We start from the raw sequence: 23,619 nt of genomic DNA, 5'->3' as shown, positions 1-23,619 counted from the left end.
GCTGAATTTGCAGTGCAAGGACTTGTTATTCAGAAAATTTTATTACTTTTGCACACTCAAATATATAGTTAACAACCAATAAATTTATAAACAATGTTTGCAATTGTAGAAATAGCAGGGCTTCAATACAAAGTTGAGCAAGACCAGAAGTTGTTTGTAAACCGTTTGAAAGGTGAAAAAGGAGACAAGGTATCTTTTGATAAGGTTCTTCTTACCGTAAACGGTTCAACAACAGTAGGCGCCCCGGCTGTAAGCGGTATCACAGTGGATATCGAAATTTTAGACCACGTTCAGGCGGACAAGGTAATCATCTTCAAGAAGAAAAGAAGAAAAGGTTATGCTAAAAAGAACGGTCACAGACAACAGCTTACTCAAATCATCGTAACCGGTATCACTGGTTTCGAAGCTGAGAAAAAGACGAAGAAAGCTGAGCCTAAAGCAAAAAAAGAAGCTGCAGCAACTGAAGAAGCTAAAGCAACAAACGACAGCGCAACAGCTGAATAATTTAAACCGAAAAACCTTAGAATAAAATGGCACACAAAAAAGGAGTTGGTAGTTCCAAAAACGGTAGAGAATCGCATTCCAAGAGACTGGGTGTAAAGATTTTCGGAGGACAGGCAGCGATTGCCGGAAACATTATTGTAAGACAGAGAGGTACTCAGCACCACCCGGGTGAAAACGTGGGTATTGGTAAGGACCACACTCTCCATGCACTTGTAGACGGAAAGGTTGTCTTCAGAAAGAAGCAAAACAACAGATCTTTTGTATCTGTTGAGCCTAACGCATAAGTAAAGCGTTCCGGTTTTACCGGCATAAAATATAAATCCCTGATTCTTAATGAGTCGGGGATTTTTTTTGTCTGTTCATATTGATCTTGCTCAATATCCGGGATCATTTGAATGGTTATAAAAAATCCAGCCCATTTATGAGCCGGAATATATTCTTTGTTAATATGAACTGCTAAGAGTTGCGACGCCTGAAACCGTACAGCAGGTAAAGGGCATAAACCATTATCAGTATTCCTGATACCATTATTGTATTGTACATAAACCCACTCTCCTCTGTTCCGCGGAACATAATCCCCGCTCCCGTGAGCACAGTTACAGCTCCCAGAAGAATCATCCTTACTATCTGTTTCATATATGTAGTTGCAGTCATTTCTGTGTGTGAAGACCTGATAGGCTTCTGACTGAATTAGGACTTAAAATCGTGCCAGACTTATAAAACTACAATGAAATTATGTAAATGTAACAGTTAAGTGTTTGATAATGAATTGAAATAGAAAAATCTGCTAGTAAAAGAACTGGATTCCCGCCTTGATTCCGAATTTTTGTACATCGGGCCTGGTCAGGTAATTGCCCCGCCAGTTGAAATCTACTCGCAGGAACCGGAGGTTGCCCCAGCCGATGTTTTCAATCCCAAATCCGTATTCATAATAGATATTCCGGTCCGGAGCTGAATACTTATATCCTTCCAGGTTAATATTCTTTGAGGCTTCGCTCAGTGTACCGTACGCCCCGCGGATAAATGCGACTTCGCGAAGTTTCAGTTTTTTGATTAAAGGGATAAAGGAAAGGATCTTCCCGTTGAAGTGGTGTTCCAGATGTCCCGTGGTATAAGTATCAGCTACAAATTCATAGTAATTAAGCTGCGAAAAGGTATTGGCCACCAAACTGTAGGACTGGTTTCCGGGGATCACATTCTGCAGCGCCAGCGGAACAGGGTCGAAATTCTTTCCGGCTTCCAGGTTAATAAAGGATTTTCCCCAGCTGCCGATGAGCATGGGTTTAAAAAACATGAACTGTAGTTTGTTATAGCCGTAGTCAGCATTGAAGAGGTTTTCCAGCCCGCGGGTGTATTTCAGGACAATGGTGGGTGCCAGCGTGCTGTGCTCATAACGGTCTACACCGGTTTGTGAGAATTTTGCGCCTGGTCTGGCGATCAGGCTCAGTGTAACATGGGAATCGTTAACTGTTTTACGCAGCATTCCGTCATTATCATGGTAGTAGAGGTTGAATCCTGCTTCATTGGCCGATTTTATACTTTGCAGCGTGCCGTCCAGCCTTACTGTTAAGTTTTTTAAGGGATCAATAGCGGCAAATACATTCGTTTGGTTTACGGAGCTTAGTGAGGCATTTTCACCCCTTCCGAATACAGAGGACGAGGCAAAGCTCCGGGACATAATTCCATCGTCTGTAGTAAGCTGTACGCCCAGCTGCATCACATCTCTGCGGGTACCTGCACCCAGGGTGAATCTGTTTACCTTATTGAACATATATTTGGCCTCGGCACCGTACTTGAACTTTCGGTCTTTGAAGCCGTAGGCACCATAACCCTGGATGCGCCAGTCGTCATTTTGTGAGAAGTATGTTCGGCCGCCCAGGCGGATCCGGTGGCCTTCCACTTCATTGTTGCCGTAAACAGAATACAGATCGCCTATATCAACAGCATTTCCCACATTATAATATCCGGAGGCAAAGGTCTCATAGGTTTTTGTGATGCGACGGAAGCGTGGTGTTTCCTCCAGTTTTTCCAGCATTTCATAAATTCCTTTTTCCTGTTGGTTTAAAGAGTCTGTACGGGCTGCCTCCCAATATTGCTCATCTTTACGGACAAAATCCTCGCTTAACTCCTCTTCTTTGGTTTCAAAGTCCGCATTTGTAAGCGCCGGATTGAATTTATAGTCCGTATAGTCTACACTTCGGGTGGCGGTAAGGCTTTTGGCATCTTTATTTTTGGAAAAGGCTGAAAGATCAAGTACAGTCCGGTATTTTTTGGGGATAAAAGTGCTGTCGTCAGGATTATCATATTCAAGTTCGGTGAATATCCCATTCACGAAATTTACACTCATCTTTTTGGTGGAACGCAGGGTAGCCTGGGTCACGGCGTAGTGGTCTGTGGAAATGTAAAGTTGTCCTTCAAAAGCGAGAACATCAGAGCGGCGGGGTTCGTAACGGATATGGTAAACCTCCTGCCCGTTTATGGTCAGGGTATCCATAAGCTCGTAATTATAGGTGCTGAACCCGTCCCGTGATACAGGACTTTGAAAACCGATGTCGAAGTAATTGATCGTATTGTCATAAATGTCGATCTCCCTGTAAAGGTTCTTCGCGGTGAGGGTAACGATCTGGTTATCCTCGAAGCCGGAAGTCTTTTGGGCCACCAGGAGCCGTTTCTTTTTTTTGGACGGATTGTTCTGGCCTAAATTGGTGTATACCGATTCATTAAGGAAGAGGGGGAGCGCCAGTCTGCCGTTGGCTGCAGAATCGGCATACTCAAATATAAAATCGAGTTTCCTGAAGATCCGGCGGTTCATAAATGCACTGTCCAGGTTGGCCATATCGAACTGGATCTTTTCGTATTCGCGGAAGGAGTAGGTGTCAAATTTATCAAGGCCATTGTTGCGTTTGCGCTTCCAGACTTCCTGCATAATGGCATAGGCAGGGTTTTCTTTCTTATTCTTATAAACCTTTTTGCCTTTTTTGAGGATGATTTCGTCCATCTGTCTTTCATCTGTCTGCGCTGCAGAAAACAATGAAAGGAGAAGCAGTGCAGTTGTCAGGAGCCGTGGCCAGTAGGTGTTATTCACTTTAAAGTCTGTGTAAATCATGGAACTCTTTGCAATAACTATGCTAAAGAAATGGAAAGGAAATAGGCTGAAAAAACAAAAAACCATCAGAAAATTCTGATGGTTTTGCTCCTCTTGCTGGGCTCGAACCAGCGACCCTCTGATTAACAGTCAGATGCTCTAACCAACTGAGCTAAAGAGGAGTGTTGCTCTTTGCTGTAAGCGTGTGCAAATATAGCACTATTTTTATTTGCCGCAAATTTTTTCGGCGAAAAATTAAATTTTACCGGTAAAAATTTTGAAGATGTCGTTGCCGAAGATGAGCAGCATCAGTCCCAGCAGGAAAATCACGCCTATCATCTGCGCATTTTCAAGCACTTTCTGCGGTACAGGCTTCCCAGTGATGATTTCCCATAGGGTAAACATTACATGTCCGCCATCCAGACCCGGAATAGGGATCAGGTTCAGGAAAGCCAGCCATACAGAAAACATAGCTGTAAAACTCCAGAATGCAGGCCAGTTAATACTGAAACTACCATCTGCATCAGTTTCTACAGGCATCATTTTTACGATGGCAATTGGTCCGCCCACACTTTTATAACCCTGAATTTTGGAATTAAAGATAATTCTGAACTGCTTCACCTGTGTCGTCAGTGCGTCTATGGTTCTGGTAAAACCACGGGGAATCGCTTCGAAGAAACTGTATTCCCGGGTTACCTTAACAAGCTCATCGGCTTTCTGAAGCTCATTAGCATCAAAGGCGAAACCTAATTTCCCGTCTTTTGTTACGTTGGCAGTTACCTGGGTAGGAGTATTGGCTCTTACAATGCCCAGACTTACTGGTTTACCTTTATTGTTGCTGAGTTCTTGTGACATTTCATCAAAATACTCAGTCTTCTTACCATTTACGGAAACGATCTGGTCGCCCTTCTGAAGTCCTGCTTTCATGGCGGCGCTGTTGGGCAGCAGTGAGTCTACAACCGTCTTAAACCTTGGTGTAAGATACAGTTTGGCCTCGCGCTGACGGATCACCTCGGCAATACCGTCTTCATCTACAGTAAAAGTATGTTCCTTGCCGTCCCTTTCTACAGTAACTTCATTACTGAATAGGATATTCAGCGATGCGGTTTCATATCTGTCGACCGGTTTACCGTCCACTTTAAGGATCTTATCGCCGTTGCGGAAGCCCATTTTCTGTCCGGAACCCATGACGCCGATACCGTTCTCAAATTTATTAAGGTCACGGTAGGTTTCACCGTTGAAGAAACTCAGGCAGGAATAGATTAACCAGGCCAGAAAGAAATTAACGGTAACTCCGCCTAACATGATAATCAGACGCTGCCAGGCCGGCTTGCTTCGGAATTCATAAGGTTCAGCCGGCTTTTTCAGCTGTTCCGTATCCATACTTTCGTCCACCATACCCGCGATTTTCACATAACCGCCTAATGGCAGCCAGCCGATGCCGTACTTAGTGCTCTCCGGATGTTTGCGCCAGTCGCTGTCCGGCAGTGCCTCTATATTAATGGGAACTTCCTTTCTTTCTCCGTTTATAAGGACAGTTTCGGTATCCGGCAGGTTTTGGGAAATAAATTTGAATTTCCACTGTCCGTTGATTTTCTTCATGGAGAAAAGTGAAAAATAAGGATCGAAAAACAGGAAAAATTTCTCTGCGCGGGTGCGGAACCATCTGGCGGGCAGGAAATGCCCAAGTTCATGAAGGAGCACCAGAATGGATATACTGAGGATAAACTGAAAGATCTGAATCGTTAATTCCATTAAAAATTTTTATTAATTTGCGAAGGTACTAATTATCAAAGGCATGCCAAAACGAAACTTTTGATATTGCTTAAATTCTCCCTATCTTACCCATCAGGCTTTTTTGCCTGAAGAATTCATCTCCTAAAAGAATTATTTATGAAAATATCAGGTTTGAATCTGGACATCAGCTGGAAGAATAAAGAAGAGAATTTCTCAAAAATTACGGAGCAATTCAGTGATGTTGTGGCCGATATTTATCTTCTGCCGGAAATGTTTGCCACAGGTTTCTGCATGCAGCCGGCTGAAATCGCCGACAGGAACGGGGAGACCTTAAAGTGGATGCAGGAATTTGCCCGCGATAAAGACGCAGCGGTGTGCGGAAGCGTCTCTGTGGAGGACAGCGGGAAATTCTACAACAGGATGTATTTTGTGAAACCCGACGGTTCCTGGGAAAAGTATGACAAACGACACCTCTTTTCTTTTTCAGGCGAGGATAAAGTGTACACAGCCGGGAAGGAGCGGGTAGTGGTGAACTACAATGGTTTCCGCATATTGCTGCAGGTTTGTTACGACCTCAGATTCCCTGTGTTTTCGCGGAATAAAGGTGATTATGACCTGGCTCTATATGTTGCCAACTGGCCGGAGAAAAGGGTTGCCGCTTGGCAGCACCTCCTGAAAGCCCGTGCCATCGAAAACCTGGCCGGTGTTTTTGGTCTGAACCGGATCGGTAAGGATGGTAATGACCTCGTTTACACCGAAAGCTCACATGCCTTTTTCGCCGATGGAACGGAACTGAGTACAAAAGACGGCAATATTATTTCGGCAGAATTTAATCTAACCGAACTGCAAGACTTTCGCAGTCATTTCCGTTTTCTGGATGATGGGGACCGTTTTGCAATCGAAGATTAATTGTCTGAGGCAAACCCCGTAAGCAGTTGGGTTAGGGTGTTTACATCATGAACACCGCTTTCTTTCCATAAAAGTTCGCCTTTTTTAAAGACCGCAAGTGTGGGAACGCCCCGGACTCCATACTGTGCGGCGATGGCGGGATATTGGTCTACATCAATTTTTATGATTCTGGCCGCCTCGCCAATATTGTCCTTTACTGTGGTCAGAACAGAAGACTGAACCTTACAGGGGCCGCACCATGTGGCGAAGAAGTCTATAAGCACCGGCCGTTCAGACTGGATTAATTCCTGAAATTTCTGTGACATCTTTCTAAAATTAAATGGTTAAGTCAATTTTTTTCTCAATTTCCTTTGGTTCCGGAAGTTCCAGTTCAGGAGTGTCTTCGTCGGAGAATTCATCCCGGTACACCTGAATAAGAAGAACAGTCATAGAAACCAAAATAGGACCGAAAATAAGACCCATAAACCCGAAAAGGTTCATTCCCATAATGATACCAAATACGGTATTCAGCGGGTGGATGTTCTCCAGTCTCTTTAGGAGCGTAAAACGCAGTACATTATCAGTTAAGCCTACAACGATCATACAGTAGATCAGTAGACCAATTCCACCCGTGGTATCACCTTCTGCCACCATAAATATTCCTACAGGAACATATACCATGGCACCGCCCACGATTGGGATCATCGACGTTACGGCAGTAAGTGCAAATAAGAGCATAGGACTGGGCGCATCAAATATATAGTACCCGATTAATGCTACAAGTCCCTGTCCCAGAGCTACTACGGGAATTCCGACTGCATTTGCTATAACCAGTTTCCTGAACTTTTCGGCAATCAGATTAATGTTGGCTTTCTTCAATGGTGCTGCCGAAGCAACCAGTCTTTCAAAAAGTCTTGGTTTCTCCAGCATAAAATACAGCATGAAAAACATGGAAAGCACTATGGATAGCGTATTGAAAGTGCTGCTAACCGCCGAAGTGGAAATCCGACCCACATAATCTTTCACTTTAGTGAGGTTGTCCCGGCTCAGAATATCAAATTTGGTTCTGGAATACACGTAATCGTGAATTTTATCCAGAAACACATTAAATTTTTTCATGTACTCTTTGGAGTCACCAAGTTTTTCAATGATCATGTCACCTATAAGGTATACCGGTATCACTAATACAACTACGCAGATTAGGATGATCAGCATTGAAGACCATACCGGTTTCCATTCTTTTTCTTCCTGCAGATAGAAGTTTAATCTCCTGCACACAATATAAAGTGTAACAGCACCCAGCAGCGACGGTATAAAGAGAGTGAGATTGCTTACTATAAGTGCAAGTAACGCGGTAATGATAAGGATCAGGAAAACCTGCTTGATCTTTACTCCACTGATCTGATGCTTTTTGTTAGGCATTTGGGGAAGGGTATTAAAAGGCGGCAGTGTTGTTTACTGCCGCCCTTGTTATAAATTTTATTAGTTGTCGCGCTTAATGGGAGGGGTTTTGGATTTCCCGCGGAACCCCGATGTAGGCACAGTATGCAGAATACATGGCTGCATAGAAAAATGGTGCCGTAAGCAGAATTCCGATACCGCACAAAATAATACCTGCTATTGTGATGATTATTGAGATGAAACTTACTGCCAGCATGGTACCGTAATTGGAGCCGCCAGTACTGAAACTTTTCTTCAGCGCATCTATGCCGCTCGCATTTTCAAAGAGGATGAAGGGAATCCCCAGGAAAAAAAAGGGGATAATAAAAAATACCGGCAGCACACACAGCATAAAACCTATCATAACAGCGATTCCCATTATCAGCCCATAGACAATATACTGTAAGGCGTTCTGGCGGAATCCTATGAAAAAATCAGACAAAGAAACCGTTTGGCCTGTATTCGCACGGTGCATGGCATACACGTATCCGGCATATACCGGGTACATAAGCAAACCAAGGACTCCGGAAAGAAGCATGCTTTCCAGGTATCCCGGAATCTGAAACATACGCGTAACGATGCTGCCGTCAGCAAAAGAGCCGTCTTTCATCAGTTCTTCCATCTCGGCCTGTGATTCCAGTGCGTTATATCCCACCAACGGTCCTGTAAGGCTTGATATCAGGATGCTTACTACAAAAGTCAGTAATGTAACCAAAATACTCCACCCAATAATTTTCATATAATTATTGAATGCGTGACCGATAATGTCGCTGAAATTGCGCTGGGGAGCAGTTCCCTTTAAATCAAATTCGCTGAAATTTTCCATAGTTTTTTTTAAAAATCTAAAATATCATTTTTTTCTCATTCTTACTGCACTTCTTCATGCTCTTTAAACAGAGACGAATAAAGGGCGTAAATCATTGCCGTTGGGAAAGCCATTGTGAACGGCAGTCCGATTATCGTAAGCATGCCTGCATATTTAAAAACAGCCGCCACCAGAAGACCTACCAGCATAGCAGGAAAGAAGTTTCGCCAGACACGTATATTATAGCGGAAGGTTTCGAAAATTTTCCTGTTCATAAAAAACATCAGTGGCGCAGTGAAAACTGTTAACGCAATCCACAAGCCGGCTAGGATAACGGTGGGCGCCATGTATAGGAAAACCATGAACCAGAATACATAATAGCTGATGTAAATGAAGAAATTAACTCCCATATAACCGGCAAAGAGGTCGTGAACATTTATCTTCTCTCCCAGGTCTGTTTTTCTGTACATTTTCAGCAGGCCCAAATTAAGGGGGTACAGGAAAATGAACGTACCGATGGTAATCCATGAAAAAGTGATATAATTTGGATTTGAAACCAGCACTTCCTGAGCCTGCGCATAGGTAGATCCGGAATTTACCATTTCGACGGTTTTTAAGTAATCATTAAGAATGCCGTAATGCTCTGCAAAAAGAAACCAAACAGTAATGAGTACGGAGAGGTAAATCAAACTGTACATGATCTGGTAACCAAGGGTCTTGCTCCAGTAAAAAAAGGCCTGTTTTAATATATAGGAAATATCACTTTTCTGGGGGTAATTCTGCTGCATGAACTTTTCTGTTTTGTGCAAAGTAAGGGTAAAAAAAATTACTTTTGCCCTATGATGCTGCCTTTTCACCCTAATTTCGATAAAATGGACAAGCTTTCCCGGCAGGGTGTTCCGTTTTTTTTTATAACCGATTTTTTAATGCAGACTGTTGAGGTTTTTACCGTGGATGAATTGGCCGGTGACCGTATATCAATACGTTTCCCAAAATTCTCTTACGGACCGGCTGAAAAAGCAGAGTCGGATCTGGATATGCAGTCATTCCCCGAATCTCTTGCAGCGTACCAACGGGGCTTTGATATTGTACAGCATCATCTGAAAATCGGGAATTCATACCTGATGAATTATACGCGCAAAACTGAAATTACGGTAAACCGCACTTTACGTGAGATTTTCAGTTTCTCCGAAGCAAAATATAAGGTTTTATACAGGGATCAATTCGTCTTCTTTTCCCCCGAAACCTTTATCGAAATCCAGGATGACTGCATTTTCACCCATCCAATGAAAGGAACAATTGATGCTTCACTTCCTAATGCGGCAGAAACGCTGAAGAACGATACAAAGGAGAGGGCAGAGCATTACACCGTTGTAGATTTGCTCCGTAACGACCTCAGCATGGTGGCCGATGAAGTGCAGCTGGACGAATTTCAGCGGATTGACTTTCTGAAAACCAAACAAAAAAATCTCTTTGCCATGAGTTCTGAGATTTCGGGTAAGCTGAAGCCTGAATATATCGGTAAAATGGGCAGCATCCTGAAAACTCTGCTTCCTGCCGGATCCATATTGGGTGCTCCCAAGAAAAAAACGCTGGAAGTTCTGCTTGAAGCCGAAAACTATGACCGTGGCTTTTATACAGGTGTCTGTGGCTTCTTCGACGGGGCCAATCTGGATTCCTGCGTCATGATCCGGTTTATGCAAAAGGAAGAGGATAAAATATACTTTAAAAGCGGTGGTGGCATCACCCACCTAAGCCAATTGGAAGATGAATATGAGGAAATGAAAAACAAGATTTATGTACCGGTTTCTTGAAAGTATAAAGGTGTCAGACGGCCAGGCCTTCCTGCTTAAACACCATCAAAAAAGGGTAAATGACACTTTTGCCTGCTTTGGGAAAGAAAACTTTATTGATCTTGAAAGTATTTTGAAAAGTATATCCGTCCCATCAAAAGGCCTGTACAAATTCCGCATTTCATACAGTTTGGATAGCATGTGCAGAACTGAATTGATTCCGTATGAACGCTCCGAAATCAGCAGATTTCTGCTTGTGGTGAATGATGAAATTAATTACCCTTTCAAGTTTGAAGACCGTAAAGGATTTGAAGCGATGAAAGCCGGGGCGAACGGAGCCGAAATCATCATCGTAAAGGATAATTATATAACCGATACGTCCTTTTCCAATCTGATTTTTCTGAAAGATAACGTGTGGTTCACCCCGTCCGCTTTTCTGCTGAACGGTGTGCAGCGTCAGGAACTGCTTCAGTCCGGAAAAATCACAACCGCTGACATATCCCCCAATAACCTGAGAGAATATTCACACTTCAAGCTGATTAATGCACTGAATGATTTTGATGATGCGCTGGCTTATCCGCTTTCGCGAATCCCTAACCTTCCCGGCAAAAACTCTGTTGAGGCTGAAATTAATTAAGCCAGAAACTCAAAATAGCTTTTCAGGATTTCCGCGTTCCCGATTTGGGACGTATCCACCTCCAGGATTTTTGGCTTGCTGTCGGGGTTGAAGAAATTATCCAGCACGCGAAGCAGCGTGTCTTCCTCATCTACTCTGGTGTAGGCAAATCCGAAGTTTTTCGCCAGAAGTTCGGCATTTTTGTGATGTTTGGTCAGGATGAATTCGTCCAGTGCATTGGTTGAACCCGGTCCCGGAATGATCCTGAAGATGTCGCCACCGCCGTTATTGAAGATAATGATCCTCGTATAAGGCGGGATATATTGGTTCCAGAGCCCATTGATGTCATACATGAAGCTTACCTCGCCTGTAATCAGCAGCGTAGGGCTCTTGCTGCGCATTGCATATCCCATGGCTGTACTTGTGCTTCCATCTATGCCGCTTGTCCCGCGGTTGCAGTGAATCCTGAATTGCTGGAAATTAAAGAGCTGCGCATATCGGATAGCTGAACTGTTACTGATGTGAACGTGGTAGTTGTTGGGTATCTTTAAAGAAAGTATTTCAAAAAGTTTAAAATCCGAGAATGGAGCGTCTGCACAGTATTGCTCATGTTTTATATCACGTTTATCGCGCAGTACATCCCAAAGGTTGTAATAGGCCTGGGGTTCCAGATTTACATGGTTCAGAAGTTTCCCGAAAAATACCTCAGCGCGTGTTACCACCTTCTGAGTAAGTGAGAAATAGGTGTCGGGCTGCCAAACGGCATCAATATGCCAATGATTTTGCGGGCGGGCTTTCCTGAGGAACTGCTTTACTTTTTTTGAAACTACATTTTGCCCTACTGTAATCAGCAGGTCGGGTGCATATTTCTTAAAGTCCTCTTCGTCAAATTTAAACACATACCGGTCTATATGGCTGAAGAATTTTTCATTGTTCAGATTGGAATTTGCTTCTGTCAGAACCACCGCACTGTGGTTTTTCACCAGCTGGCTCAGCTGCATCTGCAGTTCTTCACTATAGTCACGCGTACCCACCAGGATCAGTATGCGGCGTGCAAGGTTCCATCCGGCCACTAAAGCCGGCGAAAGGTCAAAGGCTTTACGCTGCAGGGTTTTCTCCACCGAAGGATAAACCGGGATTTCCGGTACCAGTTCATAAAGTGGTTCAGCCAGCGGTATATTAATATGAACCGGTCCTTGCTTTTCAAAACAGATTTCAATGGCCTTTTTTATCAGGCTGTAATTTTCATCGTCTGCGTTTTCACGGTCATCTTCCAGCAATTGAAAATCCCCGTAAGAATGTTGACTGAAAATTTCTTTCTGCCGGATGGTTTGTCCGTCAAAAATATCAACATAATCAGACGGTCTGTCGGCTGTAAGGACCAGCAAAGGAATGTTCTGATAAAAAGCTTCTGTAACCGAAGGGTAATAATTGGCTGCGGCAGATCCACTTGTACAGGTTACGGCTACAGGCATCTTTTCGGTTTTGGCCATTCCCAGACCTACAAAACCCGCACTCCTCTCGTCGGTGATGCTGTAACAGTTGAAGCCGTCGGTTTCCGAGAAATGTATGGCCAGCGGTGCATTACGCGAACCGGGGGAAATCACGATGTTATTAATTCCGTATTCCTTCAGGAGGTGGGCTAAAATCTGTATGCTGTGTTTGGAAGAATATTGTTTCATTAGGAAGATCAAATTTTCATTTCGGCCATCTCATTTTGGGCGGTGAATCTGAAACCGCGCAAATTTACTGATAATTAAATCTTAATATTTTAAATTCTTCTAAATTTGCAGTTCATACTTAATATAAAATCTATGAAACAGATTCCCAGTGTGGATTTGCGTGATTTCCTTTCGGGTGACCCGGAACGCAAGCAGAAATTTGTAAATGAAATCGGAAAAGCATACGAAGAAATCGGTTTTGTAGCCCTGAAGGGCCATTTCCTGGATGACAAACTCGTAAAGAATCTTTATGAAGAGGTTAAAAATTTCTTTGATTTACCCGTGGAGTCCAAGCAGAAGTACGAAATTCCGGGAATCGGCGGCCAGCGCGGCTATGTAGGTTTCGGAAAAGAAACTGCAAAAGGGTTCAAGAAAGGTGATCTGAAGGAATTCTGGCATTTTGGGCAGTACCTTGAAGACGGATCTGAATATGCATCTGTTTATCCGGATAATGTGGAGGTAGCTGAAATTCCTGAATTCAATAAAGTAGGTAAGGAGGCGTACAAGATGCTGGAAAAAACCGGAATTTATGTTTTACGGGCACTGGCACTGCATCTCGGTCTGGATGAATTCTATTTTGACAGGTTTGTTAAGGAAGGAAACTCAATCCTGAGACCTATCCATTATCCGCCAATTACTGAAGAGCCGGATAATGCTGTCCGAGCGGCAGCCCATGGCGACATTAACCTCATTACCCTGCTGATGGGAGCACAGGGCAAAGGACTTCAGGTAATGAATCATGACGGCGAATGGGTAGATGCCATTGCTGAACCGGACGAACTTATGATTAACGTGGGCGATATGCTGTCCAGGCTTACCAATAATAAGCTGAAATCAACCATTCACCAGGTGGTGAACCCGCCGCGTGAGCTTTGGGGCACTTCCCGTTACTCCATACCGTTCTTCATGCATCCGGTAAGCGAAATGCCGCTTAACGCGCTGGAAAATACGGTTGATGAAGATCATCCTAAACTCTATGAGGATACAACAGCGGGCGAATTTCTGCACGAGAGACTAGTAGAACTGGGTCTGATTAAGATATAAGGACAACAGGGCGGACGAAAGTTCGCCTTTTACTTTTAAAATAAGCGCAGTTGCTGGTCACGCGAACCGGTGAAATGCTCCGTAGAAAGTTGCCGCCTTTCCTGATTGGGAAAATATTTCCTTTCGCCCAATGCGAAAGTGTTGTGAATCATCTCTGCAATATTTCCTTCGCCCTTATACCGTTCATGGAATCTTTTCTCTCCCAGTTTTCCACCACGCATAGACCGGATTAAATTGAGGACTTTCTGCGCACGCTCCGGGAAAGCAGCATTGATCCAGTTAATGAACACAGGCTCCACGGTATCATTAAGCCGTACAATGATGTATCCGAAACTCTTCGCACCCGCTTCGGACACGGCTTTCAGGATGCTCAGGCTCTCATCACTAGTTAGGCCGGGAATTACCGGAGCAACCATCACACCCGTGGGAATATTGTTTTCAGAAAGCACCTGTATGGCTTTCAGTTTATTGCTTACCGAGGAGGTCCGGGGTTCCATCTTACGGCGGATTTCTTCGTTAACGGTGGGAATGCTGAAAGAAACAGATACCAGATTTTTTTCCGCGAGTTGGGTCAGGAGATCCAGATCCCGCAGGACCAGTGCATTCTTGGTGAGTATGCTTACCGGATGTCTGTAATCCAGACACAGCTGCAGGATTTTCCGGGTAATCTCAAATTTTCTTTCAGCAGGCTGGTAGCAGTCTGTGTTTCCGGACAGCGACAGGGTTTTGGGAGTATAATTTCTTTTTCTGAAGAATTTCTCAAGAAGTTCCGGTGCATTTTTCTTCACCATTATTTTCCTTTCAAAATCGGTACCTGCAGAGTAACCCCAAAATTCATGAGTGGGGCGGGCAAAACAGTAAGAGCAGCCATGTTCGCAACCCTGATACGGGTTTAGGGAATATTCCATGAAAAGGTCCGGACTGGTGATTTTGTTAACTACTGTTTTCGGAAATACTTCTGTGAATGTAACTTTTACATTCTCTTCAAAGTCGTCTTCCGGCTCATAAGTATATCTTTCGAACCGGTTTAATTCGTTGCGCTGAGCTCCCTGGCCTTTCCTGAAATTACCATCCATAAACTCTATCTTTGACAAAAACGAAAATCCTGCTTTATAACAGGATCTGTACTTTACTATGAATACGATGCTAAAGCGCAGAGAGATATTCTACACCATGGTGTGCCTCATCCCGATATCTTTTGTCAAAATGGCGATGAAAATCAGAGTAATAATCATCATATTCTCTGCCTTTCTTACGCATCATCCTGCGGAATCCGTAAATTCCCAAACCTATAATAATTCCGACGGTTCCGGCCAAAATAATCCCCGTTCCTGTTTTCATACTGATCAAATATTTAAAATTCACGAGCAAATCCTGTACCTTTTAAAATGTTCTGACATTAACAACCAGTTAAATTTTGCTAAATTTGAAAAAAGTAAACGTATGAAAATTAAAGCTGTTATACAGTCTGCCGCCGTAGTATTCCTGGCTTCGTGCGCCACTCAAACAATGAACAAGCCTCTTAAATATCCTGAAACCAGGAAGGTTTCACATACAGATAGTTATTTCGGAACGGAAGTGGCCGATCCCTATCGCTGGCTGGAAGACGACCGTGCCGAAGATACCAAAGATTGGGTACAGCGCGAAGTAAAGTTCACCCAGGACTATCTTTCAAGAATCGGTTTTCGTGAGCAGATCCGCACACAATTGAAGGATCTTTGGAACTACGAGAAAATCGGCGCACCTTTTAAAGAAGGAGACTATACCTATTTTTATAAGAATGACGGTCTGCAGGCTCAGTCGGTACTTTACCGTACAGACCGCAACGGCAAAACTGAAGTTTTTCTGGATCCAAATAAATTTTCGGAGAAGGGAACCACTTCCCTGGCCGGTGTTTCCTTTAACAAGAAGGGAAATCTGGTAGCCTATTCCATTTCCGAAGGGGGCAGTGACTGGAATAAGATCATCATTATGAACGCCCTTACCAAAGAGATCATCGATGAAACTATCGTTGATGTTAAATTTTCCGGTGCCAGCTGGCTGGGTGATGAGGGATTCTTTTACTCAAGTTATGATAAACCGAAAGGCAGCGAACTTTCTGCGCAAACCGACACTCACAAAGTGTACTTTCATAAACTTGGAACCAGGCAAAGTGCGGATCGGCTGGTGATTGGCGGGCCGTCCTTTAAAAGAAGATATATGGGTGTCGGGGTTTCCGATGACGGGCGTTTCCAGGTTCTGAGCGCTTCAGAAGCAACGAACGGTAACGAGCTTTATATCAAAGATCCGAAAAAACATAAGGATTTTGTCGCTGTACAGAAAGGCTACGACTACAATACGGACTTCATAGACTCCAAAGGTGACTGGATCTATGCCCTTACGGATAAAAACGCACCGAACATGCGGCTTGTGAAGTTCCATATAGACAAACCGGACGTGTGGACGGATGTAATTCCTGAATCCGACAATGTGCTGAGTGTCTCCACCGGTGCTGGTTATATTTTTGCTCGCTATATGAAAGATGCGGTTACGTCTGTAAAGCAGTTTGATTATGACGGAAAACTGATCCGGACCGTAGAATTGCCTGGAATTGGTACCGCAGTAGGATTTGGAGGCAAGGATGAAGCTGCTGAAGTTTATTATTCCTTCACCAACTACATCACTCCCGGAACCATTTACAAATTCGATCCGAAAACCGGCAAGTCGGAGGTGTATCAGAAGCCAAATGTGAAATTTAATCCGGCGGACTATGTCTCGGAACAGGTATTTTACACAAGCAAGGACGGCACACGTATACCGATGATGATCAATTACCGTAAAGGCACTAAGCTCGATGGTAAAAATCCGACCATATTATATTCATACGGAGGTTTTAACATCAGCCTGCAGCCGGCTTTCTCTGTGGTGAATGCGGTCTGGATGGACAACGGTGGTATCTACGCAGTGCCCAATATCCGTGGCGGCGGCGAATACGGTAAGAAATGGCATGATGCAGGCACCAAAATGCAGAAAAAGAATGTTTTTGATGACTTCATCGCTGCTGGTGAATACCTTCAACAGAAAGGTTACACATCGCCGGAATATATGGCTTTGTCGGGAAGATCCAACGGTGGTCTGCTTGTAGGCGCTGTAATGACTATGCGTCCGGATCTGGCCAAAGTAACTTTCCCGGGGGTTGGTGTGCTGGACATGCTGAGGTATAACAAATTTACCGCCGGCGCTGGCTGGAGCTACGATTACGGTACTGCCGAAGACTCCAGAGAGATGTTTGAGTATCTGAAGTCCTACTCACCGGTACATAATGTAAGAAAAGGAGTTTGCTATCCTTCCACAATGATCATTACAAGCGACCATGATGATAGGGTAGTTCCTGCGCATTCCTTTAAATTTGGAGCGGAACTTCAGGAAAAACAGTCCTGCGCGAATCCTGTTTTGGTACGTATCGAGGTCAATGCCGGTCATGGTGCCGGCCGGAGTACGGATCAGGTGATTGCTGAGAATACCGACCTCTTGAGTTTTGCCCTTTATGAAATGGGTTTCCGCGAAATAAATAAGTAAAAATAATAGGCTTCCGGTGTGAAAGCCTATTTTATTAAGTTCGTTAGGTTAACCTCTCAACCTTTTTTTAATTGGGATCAGAAGTTCTGTAAGTCCGTTCAGTTTTATCTCATAAATCGTCGAAAGTTGCATTCCCAACTTTCCTGGTGGCATTCCCTGGCCCTGAAACCATTCCAGATAGGAAATGGGCAAATCGGCGATGGTGACACCTTTGTATTTGCCAAAGGGCATCTTGTCCGTACATATCTCTACCAGGATCTGTGAGTTCAGTCCGTCTGTCATTCGCTGTCGGGATTGAGTTCCTTCGTAATCAGAAAGAGGTTTTTCTCCATCATCCCCTGTACACTGTGTTCCACATCCACAGGAATCTCATAAACGTCAAGTTCCTGCAGGTCCAGCTGCAGGTCCGGCAGATTAAATTTTAAAGCTCCTTTCAGTACCACAAGTGTGGCGGGAACAGCGGTGGTGTGTTTTTCAAGAACGGTTTCCTGTCCCAGAGCCACTGCAAACTGCTGGATGTGATCTGTTTTCTTGATCTGGAAGACAGAAGGCTTGTGCAGCAGGAAATCGGTGTATTTTAAGATATTCATCACTTTTTATTTTAAGGTCTTGCTTTGGCAGATATAATTAGAAGTCGGTATGGAGGTTTTCTTTATCCCGTTAAAACCGCCTGCTATTTCGGTAAAATTGCGTATTCCCCGGGAATTCAGGATGCTGGCTGCAATCATGCTTCGGTAACCACCGGCACAGTGCAGGAAGAAATGACCCTCCTCTTCGGCGAGGCTACCAGCCCATCCGGCAATTCCATCCAGAGGTGCATTATAGGCATCTTCAATGTGTTCTGCCGCAAATTCGGCTTCCTTACGTACGTCAATCACTTTCGCATCCTTTGAAAACCGCCCGGCAAATTCCTCCGGAGTAATACGGTTGACACTATCGGTCTCCAGTCCCTCAGCTTTCCATTTTTCAAAACCTCCTTCCAGATAACCGATTACTTTGTCGAATCCGACACGTGACAGCCGCGTGATGGCCTCTTCCTCAGTGCCGGGCTCACACACCAGGGCAATGGCCTGCTTTACATCAACGATCATTGCACCTACCCATGGCGCAAAATCTCCTTTCAGGCCGATATTGACTGAGTTGGGTACAAAACCCTGATGAAAATCGGCTGCACTTCTGGTATCCAGAATAAGGGCTCCCGTCTGTTCCACAACAGATTCAAAATCCTGCGGTGCAATGGGTTTCATACCATTGTTCATCACTTCTTCAAAACTTTCATATCCGCCTTTATTCATAGCTACGTTCATTCCGAAGTATTTCGGCGGGGCAGGAAGTCCATCCAGGACCGCCTCAATAAAGGATTCCCGGTCAGGCTGCAGCAGGGCATAGTTGGTCCTTCTCTGATTTCCGAGCGTGTCCACAGTTTCCTTCTGCATATTCTTTCCGCACGCAGAACCCGCACCATGAGCTGGATAAACCGTGATTTCATCAGGCAGCGGAAGTATTTTGCTTTGAAGGCTGTCGTACAGCATCCCGGCCAGTTCCTCCTGAGTCATGTTGGCAGACTTCTGTGCAAGGTCCGGCCTTCCAACATCGCCTAAAAAAAGAGTGTCGCCGGAAAATATGGCGTGCTCACTGCCTTTTTCGTCAAGCAGTAGGTAGGTCGTGCTTTCAAGCGTGTGCCCTGGAGTGTGGAGGGCTTTTATCAGAATATCGCCGATGTTGAAAATTTCACCGTCTTCCGCAATGATGGTTTCAAACTCCGCCTCGGCATTAGGTCCGAAAATAATGGGAGCGCCGGTCTTTCTGCTCAGGTCCAGATGTCCGGAAACAAAATCGGCGTGGAAGTGGGTTTCAAAAATGTATTTCAATGTAACTCCGTCTTTTTCCAGACGGTCCAGGTAGGGCTGCACTTCGCGCAATGGATCTATTATCGCGGCTTCCTTGCCGGAAACAATATAATATGCTCCCTGTGCCAGGCATCCTGTATATATCTGTTCTATCTTCATTTTTTTATAAATTGATGGTTGCAAATTTCGGTGTTTTAGTTTTATATGTTGCTGCCTCACCAGATGTGCTTACTTTTATCATACAATCTGCTTCAGAAAAAGTTCATTCAGGATGATGAAGACCGCCATCGCCAGGACAAACCAGCCGAACAGCGGCCGGAGTTTACGGCCTTCAATGCGTTTCGCCAGCTGAACTCCTATAAGAATACCCAACACGGACAGTGCACTGAATAAGAGCAGAAAAGGCCAGTCAACATCCACTTTATCCAGCGATGATACGAAGCCAATCATTGAATTGATTGCGATGATGAAAAGTGAAGTCGCAACTGCCTGTTTCATAGACACGCCCAGAAGCATGACCAGGGCCGGCACAATCAGAAATCCGCCGCCTGCACCTATGAATCCGGTAATGATTCCTACCAGCAGCCCCTGTGAGATAAGCAGGGTGTAATTTACATCTTCTGATTTCCTGATGCGCTGCCGGTCTGTTTTGCTGATCATTTTAAAGGCTGAAATCAGCATCAGTAACGCGAAGAGTACCAGGATGAACATCTCTTTTGTAATGGTGATGCCCCAGCGGTTGATAATAAATGGCGGCAGATGCGGCAGTACCACGCGCCGGGAGAAAAGAATCCCCAGGACGGAAGGCAGGCCAAACATAAATGCAGTCTTAAAATTGATGCTGCCCTGTCTGAGGAAGCCCACAGAACCTGCTGAACTGGTGACTCCTACAACAAAAAGCGACAGCGTAGTGGCTGTTATGGCGTCAATTTTAAAGATATAGGCAAAAACGGGCACGCTCAGGATGCTTCCGCCACCGCCTATGAGGCCCATAACGAGCCCAATAACGATTGCAAAGAAATACCCCAGAACGTGCATGATGATAATTTTTAATGTTTTTCTGTAATTTGGAATTAGGAGATGCCGATTATTTCAAGGGTGCGGTCACCCATCTGAAGGGAGTCACCCTGCTTTTTTCCTCTTATTTTAGCGTAGATAGGTGCTTCCGGAGAGATGCAGTAAACATCTTTATCATTATACTTAAATGCAGGTAAGGCCACACCCAGGAAAAAATAGTTGTTTTCAGTTTCAACCAGTGCTCCATGTTCGGCCACAGCATAATTCTTATCTTTTTCACCAAGTACAAAGTTCAGATCAGCCTTTTCTTTATTGAGCATTTTCTCAAATCTCAGCTGCATGTCTTTTGCTTCAGTTTGACGGGCATAATCGTCGGGGTCAGAAGTATCGTCCTCATCCTTATCCGATTCTTTCTTATACAGGTTTACAGAATTTTGCAGGTTCGAAATTACCTTGTACTGCTCTTCCAGAATTCTGGAGAGTATCTCTTCTCTTTTCATTACTCTTGGTTTATAAATGTACCAAATATAGGGAAATAAAGATGTTTAATAACTAATAGCTCACCATAAAAATTGACCTTATTTATGCATTTTATCAGGTTTTTTGTAACTAGATTTTCATGCACACCTTTTGCGTATTATTTGTCTCTTTTAAGCGTTGTTCCATATTAAACACATTGCGCCGGCCCTGCACGGCACAGCATTTTAATTTTCATTCAAAAAAAATTACCTTTAACAATTCAATTCACAAACTATGGATAACCGGGCAAAATTTATACAGGACCTTAATGCGCGCTATGTACCCAAAGGAGAACATATTATCCTGGGAAAGGGGATCCTGGATGGCGAAGTGGTAAAAGAAGTGGATGTAATGCTGCCTCTGAAGACCATTAACCGCCACGGACTTATAGCCGGTGCTACCGGCACAGGTAAAACCAAGACGGTACAGGTGTTCGCCGAGCAGCTTTCACATGCCGGAATCCCGTCACTTGTACTCGATATTAAAGGTGATTTTTCAGGGATTTCCCGCGCCGGCGAGAGAAATGCCATAATAGAAGAGCGTTATGCCAAGACAGGACTTAGCTGGAATGCGCAGGATTTTCCCGTAGAACTGATGACCATTTCCGGGGAGCAGGGAGTGAAGCTACGGGCCACGGTTACGGAGTTCGGACCCCTGCTGCTTTCAAAAATACTGGACCTCAATGAAACCCAAACGGGTATTATGTCCATCGTTTTTAAGTACTGTGATGATAAAGGCCTGCCTTTAATTGATCTTGAAGACCTTAAGAAGGTGCTCAAATATGTAACCGATACGCCTCAGGGTAAGGCCGATATTTCTAATAACTACGGTTCAGTTTCTTCGGCCTCGTTAGGTGCAATCCTGCGGTCCATTGTTGCCATGGAGCAGCAGGGTGCGGCAGAGTTTTTTGGCGAACCGAGTTTTGATGTAGAGGATTTGCTGCATAAAAAGAATGGTAAAGGGGTAGTAAATATCCTGCGTGTGGGAAACATCCAAAGCCAGCCCCAGCTTTTTTCAACATTTATGCTGTCACTTTTTGCCGAGATATATCTTACTTTTCCGGAAGAAGGCGATACCGGTAAACCCAAACTGGTCTTGTTCATTGATGAAGCACATTTAATCTTCAAGGAAGCGTCCAAAACGCTGCTTAATCAGATTGAAACTATGGTGAAGCTGATCCGTTCCAAAGGTGTCGGAATCTACTTTATCACACAGATTCCGGGCGATGTGCCGGAAAACGTGCTTAGTCAGTTGGGGCTTAAAATTCAGCATGCTTTGCGGGGTTTTACGGCAAAAGACAGAAAGGAAATCAATAAGGCGGTGGAGAATTACCCGATTACTGAATTTTATGACGCCGGCCAGCTGATTCAGAATCTGGGTATTGGCGAGGCTTTTGTTACAGCACTGGACGAAAAAGGGATTCCTACTCCTTTGGTCCATACCTATCTGATCTCACCGGAAAGCCGCATGGATGTGTTGACAGATGCTGAGGTTGCTGAACTGACCTCCCGCTCTGCATTGGTGGCTAAATATGAGCAGTCCGTAAACAAAGATTCAGCATACGAGATGCTTACCTCGCGGATGGAGCAGGCCGTTGCAGAAGCCGTGCCGGGGCAGAAGGCAAAGCCGGTGAAGGAAGAGCCGGGAATGTTTGAAACAGTAATGAAGTCCAGTGCCGGCCGAACGTTCACAAATACGCTGATGCGCGAAGGTGCCCGGGCGATCCTGGGGATGTTCGGGCTGAAACGGAGAAGATAAGACAGGGAAATTTTAGAAATGTATTCAGTAATAGACATAGAAAGTAACGGCGCCGGATTCCGGAAAGAGAGCATCATTGAGATCGCGGTCTATAAGTATGACGGACACGAAATTGTGGATCAGTTCATGTCCCTAGTTAATCCGGACAGTGATATAACGCCTTTTGTACAGAAACTTACCGGTATTACACCCAAAATGGTGCGTACAGCACCGCGTTTTCATGAAATTGCCAAAAGGGTGGTTGAAATGACAGCCGGTACAACGCTTGTTGGACACAATATCGAATTCGACTACCGTATGCTGAGACAGGAGTTTAAACGCCTGGGTTATGACTATCGTATCAACACACTGGATACCATCCCTTTAGCTAAAAAATTAATTCCGGAAGCCGAGAGTTATTCGCTGGGAAAACTGGTAAAATCACTCGGAATTCCGTTAGTAGACCATCACCGTGCAGCAGGTGATGCCAGAGCTACATTAGACCTTTTTAAGCTTCTGATTATCAAGGATAAAGATTCCGAAATCATTCAGCAGCAGCATGAGCACCTTAATGCAGATACCTATCTGAACAAAATCCGCGACCTTACTCAGGATTTGCCTTCAGAAAGAGGAATTATATATTTTCAGAATGAAGACGGGAAAATCATCTATTCCGATTTTACAGATGACCTTCGCAAATTTGCGAAAAGTGTTTTCATCTCCAAGCTGAAAAAATGGAAACAGATTCAGGACGATGTAAAACAGATTCATTACGAGCTTACCGGAAATGATGTGCTGGCGAGGCTCATGATGCGCACCAAAGGACTGTACAGGAAAGAAAGTCTTCCATTTGGTCTTTTCTTCCGGAACGGAAAATACGTGGTGGAGAAAATTAATCCCCGGGAAGAAAGTTTGCCCATTCTAAGGTTTAAATCTTTTACACAGGGTCTTAAAGTGGCGAGTTTTATTAAATCCCGTGAGGAGTTTCAGAATGCAGACGAATTAATAAAACTGTTGTCTCTTCAGGACCGAAGCGAAATGTGGATTTGCGAAGGCCGTACCCGCGGCGAAAAGGCATTTATTATCCTGAAAGAAGGAAAAATAACCTCCTATGGTTTTTATGATCTCTATACGCAGATTCAGACCTGGAGCAAGATTTCTAAGATTAAGATTGACCTTTCCAAGCCTACCGGTGATCTGCAGAATGATCTCCGGCTCCTGCTGCTGAAAGGTGACTGCGAGATTCAGGAGGTACCGGCATAAGCCGAAGTTAGAGTGTTGCCCACGTATATGATGGGCTGCATA

24 protein-coding genes and 1 tRNA gene are annotated in these 23,619 nt (G+C 44.3%); 9 read left to right on the top strand and 16 right to left on the bottom strand.

Annotation, left to right across the window (positions count from 1 at the left end):
- The first annotated feature begins 93 nt into the window (after window positions 1–93).
- Window positions 94–504 carry a 50S ribosomal protein L21 gene (rplU, locus tag F7R58_RS11960; RefSeq protein WP_158065136.1) on the top strand — a complete coding sequence of 137 codons (411 nt, stop codon included), beginning with the start codon at window positions 94–96 and terminating at the stop codon, window positions 502–504.
- 26 nt (window positions 505–530) lie between these two features.
- The gene (gene rpmA, locus F7R58_RS11955; RefSeq protein WP_158065135.1) at window positions 531–788 is read left to right on the top strand and encodes a 50S ribosomal protein L27; all 258 of its coding nucleotides are present in this window, start codon (window positions 531–533) and stop codon (window positions 786–788) included.
- A 172-nt stretch (window positions 789–960) separates the two neighbouring features.
- On the opposite strand, the gene F7R58_RS11950 is transcribed toward rpmA, so the two are convergent.
- From F7R58_RS11950 to rseP, 4 genes are all read right to left on the bottom strand, one after another.
- Window positions 961–1,140 (bottom strand): hypothetical protein, encoded by a 180-nt coding sequence (locus F7R58_RS11950; protein WP_158065134.1) that lies wholly within the window; start codon window positions 1,138–1,140, stop codon window positions 961–963.
- A gap of 151 nt (window positions 1,141–1,291) precedes the next feature.
- A complete protein-coding gene (locus F7R58_RS11945) occupies window positions 1,292–3,610 on the bottom strand; it encodes a DUF5686 family protein (protein WP_187695237.1) in 2,319 nt (772 codons plus the stop codon).
- 87 nt (window positions 3,611–3,697) lie between these two features.
- Window positions 3,698–3,771, bottom strand: a tRNA-Asn gene (locus F7R58_RS11940).
- Between the two features lie 73 nt (window positions 3,772–3,844).
- The gene (rseP, locus tag F7R58_RS11935) at window positions 3,845–5,344 is read right to left on the bottom strand and encodes an RIP metalloprotease RseP (RefSeq protein WP_158065133.1); all 1,500 of its coding nucleotides are present in this window, start codon (window positions 5,342–5,344) and stop codon (window positions 3,845–3,847) included.
- 138 nt (window positions 5,345–5,482) lie between these two features.
- On the opposite strand from rseP, the gene F7R58_RS11930 reads away from it, so the two are divergent.
- Complete coding sequence (locus F7R58_RS11930) at window positions 5,483–6,235, top strand: nitrilase-related carbon-nitrogen hydrolase (protein ID WP_158065132.1); 753 nt, start codon at window positions 5,483–5,485, stop codon at window positions 6,233–6,235.
- Here the strand turns inward: F7R58_RS11930 and F7R58_RS11925 are convergent.
- From F7R58_RS11925 to F7R58_RS11910, 4 genes are all read right to left on the bottom strand, one after another.
- Window positions 6,232–6,540: a thioredoxin family protein gene (locus tag F7R58_RS11925; protein WP_158065131.1), complete on the bottom strand. Its 309-nt coding sequence runs from the start codon at window positions 6,538–6,540 to the stop codon at window positions 6,232–6,234. The genes F7R58_RS11930 and F7R58_RS11925 overlap by 4 nt on opposite strands.
- 10 nt (window positions 6,541–6,550) lie before the next feature.
- Complete coding sequence (locus tag F7R58_RS11920; RefSeq protein WP_158065130.1) at window positions 6,551–7,636, bottom strand: AI-2E family transporter; 1,086 nt, start codon at window positions 7,634–7,636, stop codon at window positions 6,551–6,553.
- Window positions 7,637–7,709: 73 nt separating this feature from the next.
- Window positions 7,710–8,480: a beta-carotene 15,15'-monooxygenase gene (locus F7R58_RS11915; RefSeq protein ID WP_158065129.1), complete on the bottom strand. Its 771-nt coding sequence runs from the start codon at window positions 8,478–8,480 to the stop codon at window positions 7,710–7,712.
- 41 nt (window positions 8,481–8,521) lie between these two features.
- On the bottom strand, window positions 8,522–9,247 hold the full coding sequence (locus F7R58_RS11910; protein ID WP_158065128.1) for a hypothetical protein: 726 nt from the start codon (window positions 9,245–9,247) through the stop codon (window positions 8,522–8,524).
- A 54-nt stretch (window positions 9,248–9,301) separates the two neighbouring features.
- Between F7R58_RS11910 and F7R58_RS11905 the strand changes: the two genes are divergently transcribed.
- Together F7R58_RS11905 and F7R58_RS11900 are read left to right on the top strand one after the other, a co-directional pair.
- Window positions 9,302–10,273: an aminodeoxychorismate synthase component I gene (locus F7R58_RS11905; protein WP_410493621.1), complete on the top strand. Its 972-nt coding sequence runs from the start codon at window positions 9,302–9,304 to the stop codon at window positions 10,271–10,273.
- Entirely contained in the window at window positions 10,257–10,889 is a 633-nt protein-coding gene (locus F7R58_RS11900) for an aminotransferase class IV (protein WP_158065127.1), read from the top strand. The genes F7R58_RS11905 and F7R58_RS11900 overlap by 17 nt, the downstream gene beginning before the upstream one ends.
- Here F7R58_RS11900 and menD read toward each other — a convergent pair.
- Window positions 10,886–12,550, bottom strand: a complete 1,665-nt coding sequence (gene menD / locus F7R58_RS11895) for a 2-succinyl-5-enolpyruvyl-6-hydroxy-3-cyclohexene-1-carboxylic-acid synthase (protein WP_158065126.1) — start codon at window positions 12,548–12,550, stop codon at window positions 10,886–10,888. The genes F7R58_RS11900 and menD overlap by 4 nt on opposite strands.
- Window positions 12,551–12,682: 132 nt before the next feature.
- Here menD and F7R58_RS11890 point away from each other — a divergent pair, with 132 nt between their 5' ends.
- Window positions 12,683–13,633, top strand: a complete 951-nt coding sequence (locus tag F7R58_RS11890; protein WP_158065125.1) for an isopenicillin N synthase family dioxygenase — start codon at window positions 12,683–12,685, stop codon at window positions 13,631–13,633.
- Window positions 13,634–13,668: 35 nt separating this feature from the next.
- On the opposite strand, the gene F7R58_RS11885 is transcribed toward F7R58_RS11890, so the two are convergent.
- Window positions 13,669–14,709, bottom strand: a complete 1,041-nt coding sequence (locus F7R58_RS11885) for a PA0069 family radical SAM protein (protein WP_158065489.1) — start codon at window positions 14,707–14,709, stop codon at window positions 13,669–13,671.
- Between the two features lie 70 nt (window positions 14,710–14,779).
- Window positions 14,780–14,974: a hypothetical protein gene (locus F7R58_RS11880; protein WP_158065124.1), complete on the bottom strand. Its 195-nt coding sequence runs from the start codon at window positions 14,972–14,974 to the stop codon at window positions 14,780–14,782.
- A gap of 102 nt (window positions 14,975–15,076) precedes the next feature.
- Between F7R58_RS11880 and F7R58_RS11875 the strand changes: the two genes are divergently transcribed.
- Window positions 15,077–17,191 carry a prolyl oligopeptidase family serine peptidase gene (locus F7R58_RS11875; protein ID WP_158065123.1) on the top strand — a complete coding sequence of 705 codons (2,115 nt, stop codon included), beginning with the start codon at window positions 15,077–15,079 and terminating at the stop codon, window positions 17,189–17,191.
- A 48-nt stretch (window positions 17,192–17,239) separates the two neighbouring features.
- Here F7R58_RS11875 and F7R58_RS11870 read toward each other — a convergent pair whose 3' ends face one another.
- The 5 genes from F7R58_RS11870 to F7R58_RS11850 form a co-directional block, all read right to left on the bottom strand.
- Window positions 17,240–17,461 carry a DUF3820 family protein gene (locus F7R58_RS11870; RefSeq protein WP_158065488.1) on the bottom strand — a complete coding sequence of 74 codons (222 nt, stop codon included), beginning with the start codon at window positions 17,459–17,461 and terminating at the stop codon, window positions 17,240–17,242.
- 8 nt (window positions 17,462–17,469) lie between these two features.
- Entirely contained in the window at window positions 17,470–17,781 is a 312-nt protein-coding gene (locus F7R58_RS11865) for a hypothetical protein (RefSeq protein WP_158065122.1), read from the bottom strand.
- A 6-nt stretch (window positions 17,782–17,787) separates the two neighbouring features.
- Window positions 17,788–19,200: an MBL fold metallo-hydrolase gene (locus F7R58_RS11860; RefSeq protein ID WP_158065121.1), complete on the bottom strand. Its 1,413-nt coding sequence runs from the start codon at window positions 19,198–19,200 to the stop codon at window positions 17,788–17,790.
- A 78-nt stretch (window positions 19,201–19,278) separates the two neighbouring features.
- Complete coding sequence (locus F7R58_RS11855) at window positions 19,279–20,079, bottom strand: sulfite exporter TauE/SafE family protein (RefSeq protein WP_158065120.1); 801 nt, start codon at window positions 20,077–20,079, stop codon at window positions 19,279–19,281.
- Between the two features lie 35 nt (window positions 20,080–20,114).
- On the bottom strand, window positions 20,115–20,558 hold the full coding sequence (locus tag F7R58_RS11850) for a hypothetical protein (RefSeq protein ID WP_158065119.1): 444 nt from the start codon (window positions 20,556–20,558) through the stop codon (window positions 20,115–20,117).
- Between the two features lie 253 nt (window positions 20,559–20,811).
- On the opposite strand from F7R58_RS11850, the gene F7R58_RS11845 reads away from it, so the two are divergent.
- Both F7R58_RS11845 and F7R58_RS11840 read left to right on the top strand, forming a co-directional pair.
- Window positions 20,812–22,335: a helicase HerA-like domain-containing protein gene (locus tag F7R58_RS11845; RefSeq protein ID WP_158065118.1), complete on the top strand. Its 1,524-nt coding sequence runs from the start codon at window positions 20,812–20,814 to the stop codon at window positions 22,333–22,335.
- An 18-nt stretch (window positions 22,336–22,353) separates the two neighbouring features.
- On the top strand, window positions 22,354–23,577 hold the full coding sequence (locus F7R58_RS11840; protein ID WP_158065117.1) for a PolC-type DNA polymerase III: 1,224 nt from the start codon (window positions 22,354–22,356) through the stop codon (window positions 23,575–23,577).
- Window positions 23,578–23,619: the final 42 nt, after the last annotated feature.

The organism is Chryseobacterium sp. (assembly GCF_008831505.1).
Taxonomy (GTDB): Bacteria; Bacteroidota; Bacteroidia; order Flavobacteriales; family Weeksellaceae; genus Marnyiella.
This window is presented reverse-complemented; position numbering and strand designations above follow the sequence as displayed.

What these genes read in the sequence shown, in the direction of transcription:
- menD (WP_158065126.1), bottom strand. Translation starts at nt 12,550, where the DNA reads ATGAAACAATATTCTTCCAAACACAGCATACAGATTTTAGCCCACCTC.
- F7R58_RS11925 (WP_158065131.1), bottom strand. Translation starts at nt 6,540, where the DNA reads ATGTCACAGAAATTTCAGGAATTAATCCAGTCTGAACGGCCGGTGCTT.
- F7R58_RS11945 (WP_187695237.1), bottom strand. Translation starts at nt 3,610, where the DNA reads ATGATTTACACAGACTTTAAAGTGAATAACACCTACTGGCCACGGCTC.
- F7R58_RS11885 (WP_158065489.1), bottom strand. Translation starts at nt 14,709, where the DNA reads ATGGATGGTAATTTCAGGAAAGGCCAGGGAGCTCAGCGCAACGAATTA.
- F7R58_RS11840 (WP_158065117.1), top strand. Translation starts at nt 22,354, where the DNA reads ATGTATTCAGTAATAGACATAGAAAGTAACGGCGCCGGATTCCGGAAA.
- F7R58_RS11950 (WP_158065134.1), bottom strand. Translation starts at nt 1,140, where the DNA reads ATGAAACAGATAGTAAGGATGATTCTTCTGGGAGCTGTAACTGTGCTC.
- F7R58_RS11900 (WP_158065127.1), top strand. Translation starts at nt 10,257, where the DNA reads ATGTACCGGTTTCTTGAAAGTATAAAGGTGTCAGACGGCCAGGCCTTC.
- F7R58_RS11915 (WP_158065129.1), bottom strand. Translation starts at nt 8,480, where the DNA reads ATGGAAAATTTCAGCGAATTTGATTTAAAGGGAACTGCTCCCCAGCGC.
- rpmA (WP_158065135.1), top strand. Translation starts at nt 531, where the DNA reads ATGGCACACAAAAAAGGAGTTGGTAGTTCCAAAAACGGTAGAGAATCG.
- F7R58_RS11855 (WP_158065120.1), bottom strand. Translation starts at nt 20,079, where the DNA reads ATGCACGTTCTGGGGTATTTCTTTGCAATCGTTATTGGGCTCGTTATG.
- F7R58_RS11860 (WP_158065121.1), bottom strand. Translation starts at nt 19,200, where the DNA reads ATGAAGATAGAACAGATATATACAGGATGCCTGGCACAGGGAGCATAT.
- F7R58_RS11865 (WP_158065122.1), bottom strand. Translation starts at nt 17,781, where the DNA reads ATGAATATCTTAAAATACACCGATTTCCTGCTGCACAAGCCTTCTGTC.
- F7R58_RS11845 (WP_158065118.1), top strand. Translation starts at nt 20,812, where the DNA reads ATGGATAACCGGGCAAAATTTATACAGGACCTTAATGCGCGCTATGTA.
- rplU (WP_158065136.1), top strand. Translation starts at nt 94, where the DNA reads ATGTTTGCAATTGTAGAAATAGCAGGGCTTCAATACAAAGTTGAGCAA.
- F7R58_RS11910 (WP_158065128.1), bottom strand. Translation starts at nt 9,247, where the DNA reads ATGCAGCAGAATTACCCCCAGAAAAGTGATATTTCCTATATATTAAAA.
- F7R58_RS11890 (WP_158065125.1), top strand. Translation starts at nt 12,683, where the DNA reads ATGAAACAGATTCCCAGTGTGGATTTGCGTGATTTCCTTTCGGGTGAC.
- F7R58_RS11850 (WP_158065119.1), bottom strand. Translation starts at nt 20,558, where the DNA reads ATGAAAAGAGAAGAGATACTCTCCAGAATTCTGGAAGAGCAGTACAAG.
- F7R58_RS11930 (WP_158065132.1), top strand. Translation starts at nt 5,483, where the DNA reads ATGAAAATATCAGGTTTGAATCTGGACATCAGCTGGAAGAATAAAGAA.
- F7R58_RS11905 (WP_410493621.1), top strand. Translation starts at nt 9,302, where the DNA reads ATGCTGCCTTTTCACCCTAATTTCGATAAAATGGACAAGCTTTCCCGG.
- rseP (WP_158065133.1), bottom strand. Translation starts at nt 5,344, where the DNA reads ATGGAATTAACGATTCAGATCTTTCAGTTTATCCTCAGTATATCCATT.
- F7R58_RS11875 (WP_158065123.1), top strand. Translation starts at nt 15,077, where the DNA reads ATGAAAATTAAAGCTGTTATACAGTCTGCCGCCGTAGTATTCCTGGCT.
- F7R58_RS11920 (WP_158065130.1), bottom strand. Translation starts at nt 7,636, where the DNA reads ATGCCTAACAAAAAGCATCAGATCAGTGGAGTAAAGATCAAGCAGGTT.
- F7R58_RS11880 (WP_158065124.1), bottom strand. Translation starts at nt 14,974, where the DNA reads ATGAAAACAGGAACGGGGATTATTTTGGCCGGAACCGTCGGAATTATT.